The organism is Microbacterium arborescens (assembly GCF_030369635.1).
Lineage (GTDB): Bacteria > Actinomycetota > Actinomycetes > Actinomycetales > Microbacteriaceae > Microbacterium.
The window spans coordinates 705,961-717,576 of sequence record NZ_CP128474.1; the positions used below are offsets into that span (position 1 = coordinate 705,961).

General features: G+C 70.7%; 13 protein-coding genes and 1 tRNA gene. 10 read left to right on the plus strand and 4 right to left on the minus strand.

Going from position 1 to position 11,616, the window contains the following annotated elements:
- Positions 1 to 16: 16 nt before the first annotated feature.
- A complete protein-coding gene (locus tag QUC20_RS03235; protein ID WP_289330935.1) occupies positions 17 to 517 on the minus strand; it encodes a DnaJ family domain-containing protein in 501 nt (166 codons plus the stop codon).
- A 67-nt stretch (positions 518 to 584) separates the two neighbouring features.
- On the opposite strand from QUC20_RS03235, the gene QUC20_RS03240 reads away from it, so the two are divergent.
- Positions 585 to 1,661, plus strand: a complete 1,077-nt coding sequence (locus tag QUC20_RS03240) for an FUSC family protein (protein ID WP_289330936.1) — start codon at positions 585 to 587, stop codon at positions 1,659 to 1,661.
- A 63-nt stretch (positions 1,662 to 1,724) separates the two neighbouring features.
- Positions 1,725 to 2,312 (plus strand): PadR family transcriptional regulator, encoded by a 588-nt coding sequence (locus QUC20_RS03245; RefSeq protein ID WP_120264393.1) that lies wholly within the window; start codon positions 1,725 to 1,727, stop codon positions 2,310 to 2,312.
- Between the two features lie 2 nt (positions 2,313 to 2,314).
- Here QUC20_RS03245 and QUC20_RS03250 read toward each other — a convergent pair whose 3' ends face one another.
- Positions 2,315 to 2,950 (minus strand): hypothetical protein, encoded by a 636-nt coding sequence (locus QUC20_RS03250; RefSeq protein ID WP_289330937.1) that lies wholly within the window; start codon positions 2,948 to 2,950, stop codon positions 2,315 to 2,317.
- Between the two features lie 201 nt (positions 2,951 to 3,151).
- Between QUC20_RS03250 and QUC20_RS03255 the strand changes: the two genes are divergently transcribed.
- From QUC20_RS03255 to QUC20_RS03275, 5 genes are all read left to right on the plus strand, one after another.
- Entirely contained in the window at positions 3,152 to 3,766 is a 615-nt protein-coding gene (locus tag QUC20_RS03255; protein ID WP_289330938.1) for a hypothetical protein, read from the plus strand.
- 91 nt (positions 3,767 to 3,857) lie between these two features.
- Positions 3,858 to 4,874, plus strand: a complete 1,017-nt coding sequence (locus QUC20_RS03260; RefSeq protein WP_289330939.1) for a LacI family DNA-binding transcriptional regulator — start codon at positions 3,858 to 3,860, stop codon at positions 4,872 to 4,874.
- Between the two features lie 87 nt (positions 4,875 to 4,961).
- Positions 4,962 to 6,575, plus strand: a complete 1,614-nt coding sequence (locus tag QUC20_RS03265; RefSeq protein WP_259455239.1) for a xylulokinase — start codon at positions 4,962 to 4,964, stop codon at positions 6,573 to 6,575.
- 28 nt (positions 6,576 to 6,603) lie between these two features.
- On the plus strand, positions 6,604 to 8,106 hold the full coding sequence (gene araA / locus QUC20_RS03270; RefSeq protein WP_289330940.1) for an L-arabinose isomerase: 1,503 nt from the start codon (positions 6,604 to 6,606) through the stop codon (positions 8,104 to 8,106).
- Between the two features lie 32 nt (positions 8,107 to 8,138).
- Positions 8,139 to 9,074: an aldose 1-epimerase family protein gene (locus QUC20_RS03275; protein ID WP_289330941.1), complete on the plus strand. Its 936-nt coding sequence runs from the start codon at positions 8,139 to 8,141 to the stop codon at positions 9,072 to 9,074.
- Between the two features lie 30 nt (positions 9,075 to 9,104).
- On the opposite strand, the gene QUC20_RS03280 is transcribed toward QUC20_RS03275, so the two are convergent.
- Both QUC20_RS03280 and QUC20_RS03285 read right to left on the minus strand, forming a co-directional pair.
- Positions 9,105 to 9,650 carry a hypothetical protein gene (locus QUC20_RS03280; protein ID WP_120263387.1) on the minus strand — a complete coding sequence of 182 codons (546 nt, stop codon included), beginning with the start codon at positions 9,648 to 9,650 and terminating at the stop codon, positions 9,105 to 9,107.
- Positions 9,650 to 10,063 carry a DUF4383 domain-containing protein gene (locus QUC20_RS03285; protein ID WP_120263386.1) on the minus strand — a complete coding sequence of 138 codons (414 nt, stop codon included), beginning with the start codon at positions 10,061 to 10,063 and terminating at the stop codon, positions 9,650 to 9,652. Before QUC20_RS03285 ends, QUC20_RS03280 begins: the two co-directional genes overlap by 1 nt.
- Before the next feature lie 209 nt (positions 10,064 to 10,272).
- Here QUC20_RS03285 and QUC20_RS03290 point away from each other — a divergent pair, with 209 nt between their 5' ends.
- From QUC20_RS03290 to QUC20_RS03300, 3 genes are all read left to right on the plus strand, one after another.
- Positions 10,273 to 10,710, plus strand: coding sequence for a YdeI/OmpD-associated family protein (locus QUC20_RS03290; protein WP_289330942.1), 438 nt, complete (start codon positions 10,273 to 10,275; stop codon positions 10,708 to 10,710).
- Between the two features lie 44 nt (positions 10,711 to 10,754).
- Positions 10,755 to 11,372: an asparagine synthase gene (locus QUC20_RS03295; protein ID WP_120263384.1), complete on the plus strand. Its 618-nt coding sequence runs from the start codon at positions 10,755 to 10,757 to the stop codon at positions 11,370 to 11,372.
- A 76-nt stretch (positions 11,373 to 11,448) separates the two neighbouring features.
- Positions 11,449 to 11,521, plus strand: a tRNA-Arg gene (locus QUC20_RS03300).
- The last annotated feature ends 95 nt before the right edge of the window (positions 11,522 to 11,616 follow it).

Here is an 11,616-nt window from a genome sequence, read left to right on the forward strand (position 1 = left end):
TGTGCGGGCGGGGCGCTCAGCGCCGGAACAGCCGCCGGCGCCGGCGGGGTTCTGGTGGGGGAGCGGCGGATGCCGCGGCAGCCGCATCCCTGCGGCGCTGACGCCAGGCCGCGACCTCGCTCTCGACGTCGCGTGTGGGCGTCACGACGGGCGGTCCGCCCTGCAACTGGCGCCGGGCCTCGACGACGCGCCGGTTGAAATCGGCGACGTACTCGCGCACGTCGTCCTCGCGGGCGAGGGCGTCGGCGCGTTCGTCGAACTCCGCGTGCTCGATCCGCAGGGTCAGTGCCGGCGGACCGAGGCCGGTGAGCTGCTCGTCGCGGATCTTGCGTTTGATCCACCAGTCGGGATCGTGGCTCGGCCCGAGGTCGGCGATGGGCTTACCGGCCCCCGGCAGATCGTCGAAGTCGCCGCGGCGGATGGCCTGCTGGATCGCCGTCTCGATGTAGGCGGCGCGTTCGCGTGCGCCGGGCGCAGGCCTGTCCGACGTCGGGGAGGCGGGGGAATCGTCGCTCATATCGTTCTCCTCCTCCAGCGTAGATGTGCTCGCCTGGTCGATGCCGATGTCGCGAGACAATGGGGTAATGCCGCTCTCGCCCGGACCGACGCCCGACAGTTCCGGCCGGTGGCGGCGCGAAGCGGGTGAGCTGGGGCGCAGTCTCGCCCGGTTCGGCCCGTCGCCCGGGCCGCGCTGGCACCTGGGGCTGCAGGCAGCGATCGCGATGGCGCTGCCCGTCGTGGCGCTCTCGGCGCTGGGGCTCGAGAGCATCGCGCTGCTCGCCGCGACCGGCGCGTTCGCGACGCTCTACGGCGGGCGACTGACTCCCCGCGAGCGCGCGGGATTCGTGCCCATCGTCGCGGCGGTGCTGTGGGCGTGTGCAGCCCTCGGGGTCACGGCGGCAGCGGTCGGTCCGGTCGCGGTGGCCGTCGGCCTCGTCGTGGTCGCCGTCGCGGCATCCGTTCTGGTCTTCGGGCGCTCGGTGGGGCCCCCGGGCCCGCTGTTCGCGGTGCTCATCTACGGTCTGTCCGCACATGTCACGGCTCCGCAGGCGGCGCATGCGGTGCACCCGGCGCTGTACCTCGGCGTCCTCGCGGCGTCGCTCGCGTTCGGGTGGCTGGTCACCGCGGCGCCGCTCGTGCGGCGCTCGCACCGAGGAGCCCAGCCTCGAGCGCTGCGCTCCCTCTTCCCGGCCGCGCTCGGGACGGCGACGACGCGGACGCTGGTCGCGCGCACGGCGGCGGTCGCGGTCGTCGGCACCCTGATCGCGGTGATCGTCGATCCGGAGCGCGCCTATTGGATCGTCGGGGCGGGCCTCGCCGTGCTCGGGGTCAGCGCGAGCCGCCGCGTCGCGCTGTCGCGCGGCATCCACCGGGCGCTCGGCACCGCGGCCGGCGGCGCCGTCTTCCTCGCCGTCAGCATCGTGCCGCTCGGCGGTGTCGTGCTCGGCCTCGTGCTCGGGGCGCTGCAGTTCGTCATCGAGCTGGTGGTCGTGCGCCATTACGCTCTCGCGCTCGTCTTCATCACCCCGCTCGTGCTCCTCATCCTCAGCTCAGCGGGAGGTGGCGGTCCGGAGCTCGCCGTCGAGCGGGTGGTCGATACGGCGGTGGGCGTCGGGCTCGGCATCCTCAGCAGCCTGATCGTGGTGGGACCGCGTCGGTAGCTCGTTCGATACTCGGTATGCATATACTCGCAAATTACATACCCGGTATGCGAAAGGATGACCGTGTCGGTTCGACTCAGCCTTCTGGCGATCCTCGACCAGGGCCCGTGCTACGGCTATCAGCTGCGGGCGGAGTTCGATCGTCGCACCGGCTCGACGTGGCCGCTCAACGTCGGTCAGATCTACAACACGCTCGACCGGCTCGAGCGAGACGGGCTCGTCGAGAAGGGGGCCGTCGACGGTCAGGGGCATGTCTACTGGCAGATCACGGATGCCGGCCGAGCCGAGGTCGCGTCGTGGTTGGGGTCTCCCGTCGAGCGGCCCGCGGGCACGCGCGATGAGCTCGCGATCAAGCTCGCCGTCGCGGCGACGCTGCCCGGGATCGATGTGGGTGAGGTGATCCACGCCCAGCGGCGGGCGTCGCTTGCGCAGCTGCAGGCACTCACTGGTGCCGAGTACGCCGGCGCGAACCCCGACGGACCCGAGCAGCTCGCCTGGTCGCTCGTCGTCGACTCGATGATCTTCGCCGCCGAGGCCGAGGTGCGCTGGCTCGATCACACCGAGCAGCGCCTCGCGCAGCATCCCGGCCGCGCGATGGCGATCGAGCTGTCGACGGAGAAGCCCAAGCGCGGGCGGCCGGTCAAAGCCTGAGTTCAGCCGAGCCCACACCCGGTAGCCCAGAAATCGGGGCGGACCTCGGCGATGGGGGCGAGCTCGTCGCGCAGGCGGCGCCAGATCGCCAGGCCGGTCTCGAACGAGTCGGCGGGGACCGGGCCGTCGGGCCCCGCGTCCTGGATCGCGCCGTCCCAGGCGAGGAGATCCCGGGTCAGGTCATCGCTGATTCCGAGACTGCGCGGGTCGACGACGTACTCGTCCGTGAAGCTCTCCCACAGCGGGCTCGAGGCCCATCCCGAGAACATGCGGATGACGCGCCGTCCGTCGGGGAGCACGACCGGCTCGCCGCGACGGGAACGCGCCATCAGGTAGCGATCCTGCATCTCACGACGACGTTGCCATTCGACGCCGTCGGTCGGGGTGTCGTCGTAGTCGTAACCCGACAGCCAGACCAGACCCCGTTGCGCTCCCTCCCCACGGACCAGAGCGACCGACCAGAGGTGGCGATCGTCGTCGGAGAGGATGCGCATCTCGCGGAACACGGTGTCGATCGAGACGTCGACGATGTCGATGATCCGCGTGTCTTCTGCGTCGCAGGGGTAGACGAACACCCGGAATCTCGGGCCGAGATCCTCCCAGGTCGTGTCACGGCGATCGGCGAGCTCTGCGCGCATGACGCAGAGCCTACGGGGCCGGATGCCGCGCTCTCAGGCGACTGCCAGGAAACCGCCGCGATCCGCATGAGGGCGCGGATCGCCGTCGCTCCAAACGGGGGCGGATGCACGGTTTTCGCTCGGGGTGTCCAATCCGCCCCGGTGCCCGTCTCGGATAGCCCCACGTGCCGCAATCCAGCGGACGTGACGGAAGGAAGAGACATGCGTACGAACCTGAAGCGAGCAGCAATCTTCGGCACGGCGGGCCTCGGTGCAGCCGCGATCGCCACCGCCGGATTCGCTCTGCCCGCGTCGGCTGACGACACCACCGCGGTCGACTCGTCCACCACAGACACGACCACCACCACGGATGTCACGTCGTCCTTCGACGCGCTGTCGACGTGGATCGACAGCGTCCTCGAGGCCAACGGCACCGGAGTCGGCGAGGGTGCGAACATCGGCAACCTCGGGCTCGAGGGCGGCCTCGTCAACGGCCCGCTGATCAGCGACGTCGGCAACGGCGCACTGCTGTCGGGTAACGACGCCCCGATCGCCTCGGGCAACGACACCGCCGTGGAGGCCCCGATCGACGCCCCCGTCGTCTCCGGCAACGAGACCGGCAACGGCAACGAGGTCGGCACCGGCAACGAGGTGGGCAACGGCAACGAGGTCGGCACCGACCTCGGCAACGGCACGGACGTCGGCACCGGTGATGTCAGCACGGGCGACGTCACGAGCGGCATCGGCAGCACCGTCGACAACCTCGTCGGCGGCATCACCTCGGATGTGACCTCCGACGTCGACGACCTGGTCGGCGGCATCCTCGGCGACCGCTGATCCTCAGGACCGGATCCGACCGGGAGATCTCGAGGGGCGGCACGCGGCTTCGGCCGGTGCCGCCCTTCGGCGTGCCCGCTAGCCTGGCGCAGTGAGCGAAGCGATGCCCGGGCGGGCGCGAGTGGGTGTGCGGGATGTCGCGGCCGCTGCGGGCGTGTCGACGCAGACGGTCTCGCGTGTCATCAACGACCACCCCCACATCCGGCCCGAGACGCGCGAGCGCGTGATCACGGCGATGTCCGAGCTGGGCTACCGTGTCAACAACGCAGCCCGTGCCCTCGGCACCGCGACGACGCGGACGATCGGGGTGATCGCCTCCGACACCGACCTGTACGGCCCCGCGGCGGGCATCGGCGCCCTCGAGCGTGCGGCGCGCTCAGCAGGCCGGTGGATTGCCACGGCTTACGCCGACGGCTCCGACGCGGGCAGCGTCTCCGCTGCCGCCGATCATCTGCTCGCCCAGGGCGTGGACGGGATCGTCGTCGTGGCTCCGCATACCGCCGCCCTCGCGGTCCTCGCTGCGGCTTCCCTCGGAGTTCCCGTCGTGCCCCTGCATGCGCGGGTGGATGCAGCGGGGGAGCGCGCGAGCGGGGGCGATCGCGGCGCCGAGGGAGCGGCGCTGGCCGTCGACCACCTGCTGGATGCCGGGCACCGCCGCATCGCCCACCTGTCGGGCCCGGCTGCCTGGCTCGAGGCCGTCGCCCGCGACACCGGCGCGGAGTCTGCCCTCGCGCGCCGGGGACTGCAGATCGCGGGCCAGTGGCGCGGCGACTGGTCCGCCGGCTCGGGCGCTGCCCTGGCTCCCGAGATCGCGGGCGCGATCGGCGCCGCGGCAGGGCCGACCGCGGTCGTCGTCGCGAATGACCAGATGGCGCTCGGCTTGATCTCCGGGCTGGCTCGCCTCGGTCTGGATGTGCCCGCGGACGTCAGCGTGGTGGGTTTCGACGACCATCCCGACGCTGCGTTCTACCGGCCGGCCCTGACCACGGTGCGGCTCGACATCGCGGGGGAGGCGTGGAGATGCGTCCGTATCCTGCTGGGCGATGCCTCGCCCGCCGAGCCCACTCCGCCTCGACTCGTCGTGCGCGAATCGACTCGCGGGGTATGAGGCCGGGTGACCAGGTCTTCGACGCTCGCACGAAGCAGGTGTTACCGGTAACATGATCCCACCGCGGCACGACCAATGGAGGCATCCGTGACCCACACCGCCACGCGCGATCGATCCGCCGATCGCGACGACATCCTCGCCGGCCGCACCAGCCTGGGCATCGAGTTCGGCTCGACGCGCATCAAGGCGTGCCTCATCGGCCCGGATCCGGCACACGTCCTCGCGACCGGATCGCACGCGTGGGAGAACCGGTTCGAAGAGCGTCGCTGGACCTACGCCCTCGACGACGTGTGGTCAGGTCTCCAAGCCGCCTACGCCGACCTGACGGCCGCGGTCGAGTCCGCGTACGGCGTCGTGCCCGAGACTCTCGGGGCGATCGGGGTCTCGGCGATGATGCACGGCTACCTCGCCTTCGACGCTGACGACGAGCTGCTGGTGCCCTTCCGCACCTGGCGCAACACCAGTACCGGCCCGGCCGCCGCCGAGCTCACCGAGCTGCTCGGCATCAACATCCCGCTCCGCTGGTCGATCGCCCACCTGCACCAGGCGGTGCTCGACGGCGAGGCGCACGTCGACGACATCCGTCACGTGACCACCCTCGCCGGCTACGTGCACGCGCGACTGACCGGCGAGAAGGTGCTCGGCGTCGGTGACGCGTCGGGGATGTTCCCCATCGATCCGGCCACGCGCGACTACGACCAGCGCCGCGTCGACCTCTTCGACGCCCACTTGGCGGGCCGTCTTCCCGCCGGCGTTCGCTCGTTGCTGCCGGAGATCCGTGTCGCCGGGCAGGCCGCCGGTGCGCTCACCGACGCCGGCGCCGCACTGCTCGACCCGTCGGGGGCGCTGCACCCCGGCATCCCGTTCTGCCCTCCCGAGGGCGACGCCGGGACCGGCATGGTCGCCACCGCTGCGGTCGCGCCGCGCACGGGCAACGTCAGCGCCGGCACGAGCATCTTCGCCATGGTCGTCCTCGAGCGGCCGCTGCAGAGCACTCACCATGAGATCGACGTCGTCACGACGCCCGCGGGCGATCTCGTCGCGATGGTCCACTGTAACAACGGAGCGAGCGAGCTCGCGGCGTGGGTCGGGATGTTCGAGCGGTTCGCCGCAGCGTCGGGTTCGGAGCTCGGTGCGGACGGCGTCTACGACATCCTGTTCCGCGAGGCCCTCTCGGGCGAGCCGGACGCGGGCGGCCTGATCGCCTACAACCACCTCGCGGGCGAACCCATCGCCGGTACCGACGAGGGGCGTCCGCTCTTCGTCCGCACCCCCGACAGCCGCTTCACGCTCGCGAACGCGATCCGCGCGCAGCTGTACGGCGTCTTCGGCACCCTCGCGCTCGGTATGCGGGTGCTCGACCGCGAGGGTGTGCAGCTCGACCGGATGTTCGCCCACGGTGGCATGTTCCGCACCGCCGGCGTCGCCCAGCGGTTCCTCGCCGCCGCTCTCGGTGCCCCGGTGGCCGTCGGCGACACCGCCTCCGAGGGAGGCGCGTGGGGCATCGCCGTCCTCGCCGATTATCTCGTCCACGGCGACGGGCTCGATCTCGACGATTACCTCCGCGAGCGCGTCTTCGCGGCTGCGTCGATCGACGTCGCCGAGCCCGACGAGGCGGATGCCGCCGGCTTCGCCGCCTACCTCGATCGTTACGACGCGGGGCTCGCCGTCGAGCGTGCCGCCGTCGCCGCCCTCTCCTGACCCGTCCGATACCACCGGAAGAAGAACAATGACCCTCTCCACCTCTCTCGAGCAGTACACCGTCTGGTTCGTGACGGGCAGTCAGAACCTCTACGGCGAGGAGACCCTCCGCCAGGTCGCCGAGCAGTCGCAGCAGGTCGTCGCCGGCCTCGCCGGGCTGCCGGTGCGTGTCGAGTGGAAGCCCGTCCTGAAGGACTCCGAGTCGATCCGCCGGCTCGCGCTCGACGCGAACGCCGACGACTCGGTGATCGGCGTCATCGCGTGGATGCACACGTTCAGCCCGGCCAAGATGTGGATCACGGGTCTCGACGCCCTGCGCAAGCCGCTGCTGCACCTGCACACGCAGGCCAACGTCGAGCTGCCGTGGGCCGACATCGACTTCGACTTCATGAACCTCAACCAGGCCGCCCACGGCGACCGCGAGTTCGGCTACATCCAGACGCGTCTCGGCGTCTCGCGCAAGACCGTCGTCGGGCACGTCTCCAACCCCGAGGTCACCCGCCAGATCGAGGACTGGCAGCGGGCCGCGGCCGGTTGGCAGGCCGCCCGCACGCTCAAGCTCGCGCGCTTCGGCGACAACATGCGCTACGTCGCGGTGACCGAGGGCGACAAGACCGAGGCCGAGCTGCAGTTCGGCGTGCAGGTCAACACGTGGGGCGTGAACGAGCTGGCGGAGGCCGTGGCCGCGGCATCCGACGCCGACGTCGATGCGCTGGTCGAGGTCTATCTCGCGCAGTACGACGTCGCGGACGAGCTGCTCCCGGGAGCCGAGCGGCACCAGTCGCTGCGCGACGGCGCGGCGATCGAGATCGGGCTGCGCTCGTTCCTCGAGAGCGGCGGCTTCGGGGCGTTCACCACATCGTTCGAAGATCTCGGCGACCTGAAGCAGCTGCCCGGCCTCGCCGTCCAGCGCCTCATGGCCGAGGGGTACGGCTTCGGCGCCGAGGGCGACTGGAAGACCGCGATCCTCGTGCGCGTCGCCAATGTCATGGGTTCGGGTCTGCCCGGTGGGGCGAGCCTCATGGAGGACTACACCTACGACCTCGTTCCCGGTTCTGAGCGCATCCTCGGGGCGCACATGCTCGAGGTGTCGCCGTCGCTGACGACCGCGAAGCCCCGTCTGGAGATCCACCCGCTGGGCATCGGCGGCAAGGACGACCCGGTGCGCCTCGTCTTCACCGCCGACCCGGGTCCCGCGCTCGTCGTGGCGATGAGCGACATGCGCGACCGGTTCCGTCTGACGGCGAACGTCGTCGAGAACGTCGAGGCTCCCGACCTGCCGAAGCTGCCCGTAGGACGCGCGATCTGGAAGCCGGCGCCCGACTTCGCCACGTCCGCCGCGTGCTGGCTCGCAGCCGGTGCCGCCCACCACACGGTCATGACGACGGCGGTCGGCATCGAGGTGTTCCGCGACTTCGCCGAGATCGCCGGGACGGAGCTCGTGGTCATCGACGACGACACGACGGTGCGAGGATTCCAGAAGGAGCTCCGCTGGAACCAGGCCTACTACCGCCTGGCCCGCGGACTGTGAGCTCTGAGAACCAGAATCGAGAGGGGACGCCCGTGGCGGCATCCGGAACGTCGTACGTGCTGCGATTCGGCGACGCCGAGGCGATCGTGGCGAGCGTGGGAGCGTCGCTGCGCTCCTTCCGGGTCGCCGGACGCGACCTCGTCGTGCCCTACGGCGAGGACGAGGTGCGTCCGGGTTACCGCGGCGCGACGCTCGCGCCGTGGCCGAACCGGGTCGTCGACGGCCAGTACGAGGTGGACGGCACGCGCTACCGCCTCGCCCTGACCGAACCCGAGCGGCACCATGCGCTGCACGGCCTGGTGGCCTGGCTCGACTTCGAGCCCGTGGTCGTCGCCGCCGATCACGTGACGCTCGGCGCCACGATCGTCGCGCAGACGGCCTACCCGTGGACGGTGCGCGTCGAGACGACCTACCGGCTCGGCGCCGACGGATTGACGCAGACGGTGCGCGCGACGAACGAGAGTACGGATGCCGCGCCTTTCGGCACGGGGCCGCATCCCTATCTCGTCGCCGGGTCGTCGCCGCTCGACGAGTGGACGCTCGAGCTTCCCGCCGCACGCGTGCTCGAGGTGACGCCTGATCGGTTGTCGCCGGTCGCGCTGGCCGATGTCTCGGATATCGCCGAGTTCGACTTCCGAGAGCCGCGGGCGCTGGGCGCCGTCGAGATCGACCATGCGTTCACGGGGCTCTCGCGTACCGATGACAGCGTGGCAACCGTGCGGGTGACCGATCCGTCGGGCACCGGCGTCGCGATCTCGTGGGATTCCGCGTGTCCCTGGGTGCAGGTGCACACCGCCGACCTTCCCGGGGGACCGGCGCAGCCGGGGCACCGTGCGGGTCTCGCGGTCGAGCCGATGACGTGCGCGCCGGATGCGTTCAACGCCGCACGCTACGACTACGACGCGGGACTCATCTTCATCGCTCCCGCCGAGACGGTCGAGGCTTCCTGGCGCATCAGCGCGATCTGATCCCGCGGCTGGGTCGCCGAGCGCCGGGTCTCAGTGACTGTGCTCGGTGGAGAAGAGCGGGTGGTCGGAGTGGCTCGGCGCAGCGCGGCCGGCCTCCGTCGCGCCCAGTGCCGGTGTGACGAGTCCGGCGACGATGACGCAGCCCGCGACGAGTCCGATGACGCTCGTCCGTGGTGCGACTCGGGCGTCGGCGGGAGAGGTGTCGGCTGACGCTGAGCGCGCCCGCCGTACGACGGCCGCCGCCGCTACGCCGTACGCGACGTGGAGAAGGGCGGTCACGCCGACGGCGTGCACGCTGATGCGCATCGGGTCCGCCGCAAGAGCAAGCCCCGACATCACCGTGCCGACGACGGCGATGGCCATCGCGACGCGGGGAGCGACGAGGCGGCCGCGCGTCAGGGCGGCGACGCCCCAACCCAGGGCGGCCGCCCCGACCGCGACCGCCAGGGCACCGACGCCGCGGTCGGCGGCTCCGGTGCCCTGGGTGATCATGCCCGCGCCCACGCCGAGCTGGAGCAGACCAGCCCCCCACGCGGCGAGCGTGGGCCAGGAGCGGGTGAGCGCGGCGGCGTTCATCAGATCGCGGCCGTGCGCGGGGCGGTGGCGCGGTCGGTGCCGAGGCCGACACCCAGCAGCACGAGGGCGCTGGCGAGGTGGAGGAAGTGGTCGGCGGTGTTCAGGGCGAGCACGTTGGCGGCGCTGTCCTGGATGAAGAAGCCCACGATGCCGAGAAGCAGGTAGGCGGCACCGACCGTCGTGTTCACGCCCTTCGCGGCGCGGACGCCGGAGAGGCCGCCGATGAGCAGCGCGGCGCCGATCAGGAGGTGCGCGATGTTGTGCAGCGGGTTGACCTCGAAGATGCCGAGCAGCAGGCCACCCTCGGTGGCGATGAAGTCGACGCCCGCGGTCACGGTGAAGCCGAGGAGGCCGACGAGGATGTAGACGGCGCCGAAGATGATCGCCACGAGGCGGTTCGGTGATGTACGCATGAGGGTTCCCTCCCATTGGGCGACGGATGTCGCGGTGCTGCGGTTGTTCGGTGACAGTGGCAGATCGGTTTGCCTCTGGGTGGGCCCGGGGCGTCCGATCTTGTGTGGTCGTCGATATCGATGGGGAGTAATGCCCAGGCCGTGACGCGAGGCTACGGTCAGCGACTTCACGGCTCACAGGCCTTGTGCTGCCTTCATGGGCGGTGGTAGTGAGAATCGTGCGATTCGAGACGACGCTGTCCCAGTTCGGGAACAACACCGGCATCGAGGTGCCCTTCTCGGTGCTGGATGCCCTGGGCGGTGGGCGTCGTCCCGCCGTCTCCGTCACCGTCAACGGCTTCTCCTTCCGCAGTACGGTGGGTTCGATGCGCGGGCTCGCGCTGGTGCCGTTCTCCGCCGAGCGGCGGCGCGAGAGTGGCCTCGCGGGCGGGGATGCCATCGTCGTCGACATCGAGCTGGATGAGGCGCCTCGAGAGGTCGAGACGCCGGACGATCTGGTCGCCGCGCTGGCCGAAGCGGGGGCGACCGCGGCGTTCGACCGTCTGGCGCCGAGCGCGCGCAAGGCGCACGTCGTCAACGTCGAGTCGGCGAAGACGCCGGAGACCCGCGCGAGGCGGATCGCGGCGATCATCGCCAAGCTCGGCTGACACCTGCGCCCCATAGGATTGGGGTGAGGTGAGGAGGGGCAGCGTTGGCCACCCGTCAAGCGCGTACCAAGAGCTCGGAGATCGTCGCCGAAGGGCTGTACATCGCCTCCGCGGCGACCCGCCTGGCGCTCAAGAACGCCATCCTCGTCGACATCCTCGCCGATGGGCGCGATTTCGAGCCCGATCGCTTTCTCGACGACGCCCGCGATGCGCTGATCTCGCTCGCGGAGGAAGCCGAGGCCGACGCCGAGCGCACTCACCGAGAACGTAAGGCGGCGAGCGGCCGCTACAGCGACTCGAGCGGCACCCACGATTACCGCAGCCGCGATGTGTCGAACCTGCGACGGCGGCGCAAGCAGTCGCTGCGCATCGCCAAGGAGCTGCGTGAACGCGCGGCGGATGAGGGCGAGCTGCGCAAACTGATCGCCGACGCGCGCGAGGCCGCGTGGTCCGAGGTCGCCGGCAACATCGACCGGACCCTTCGCATCGAGGCGGCGCGGCCGGATCTCGAACCCGACTACGAGCGCATGCGCACGGCGCGCATGCAAGCTCTACGGATGGTCGATCTTCCGCGCTTGCGGTCGCAGCGTCGCAACGCGCAACGGCAGGTTGTCGAGCGCGACGAAGCCCTCGATTCCGCGGCCACGCCGGTGATCGACTAGCCGTTCCGCGCTCGATTCGCTCTTTGTGCGAGAGCGGGCTATGCTTGACGACGGCCCGGGAGACATTCCAGGCCATGCGCCCGTAGCTCAATGGATAGAGCATCTGACTACGGATCAGAAGGTTAGGGGTTCGAGTCCCTTCGGGCGCACACTGTGTTGAGACAGTGAACGAGAAGCCTCCGCTCTGCGGGGGCTTCTTTGTTTCTCTGGCGCCATCTGGCGTGACAGCATCGAGGACTTTGTT

Coding starts and splice junctions, on each gene's coding strand:
- QUC20_RS03235 (WP_289330935.1), bottom strand. CDS start 517: ATGAGCGACGATTCCCCCGCCTCCCCGACGTCGGACAGGCCTGCGCCC.
- QUC20_RS03240 (WP_289330936.1), top strand. CDS start 585: ATGCCGCTCTCGCCCGGACCGACGCCCGACAGTTCCGGCCGGTGGCGG.
- QUC20_RS03250 (WP_289330937.1), bottom strand. CDS start 2,950: ATGCGCGCAGAGCTCGCCGATCGCCGTGACACGACCTGGGAGGATCTC.
- QUC20_RS03255 (WP_289330938.1), top strand. CDS start 3,152: ATGCGTACGAACCTGAAGCGAGCAGCAATCTTCGGCACGGCGGGCCTC.
- araA (WP_289330940.1), top strand. CDS start 6,604: ATGACCCTCTCCACCTCTCTCGAGCAGTACACCGTCTGGTTCGTGACG.
- QUC20_RS03280 (WP_120263387.1), bottom strand. CDS start 9,650: ATGAACGCCGCCGCGCTCACCCGCTCCTGGCCCACGCTCGCCGCGTGG.
- QUC20_RS03285 (WP_120263386.1), bottom strand. CDS start 10,063: ATGCGTACATCACCGAACCGCCTCGTGGCGATCATCTTCGGCGCCGTC.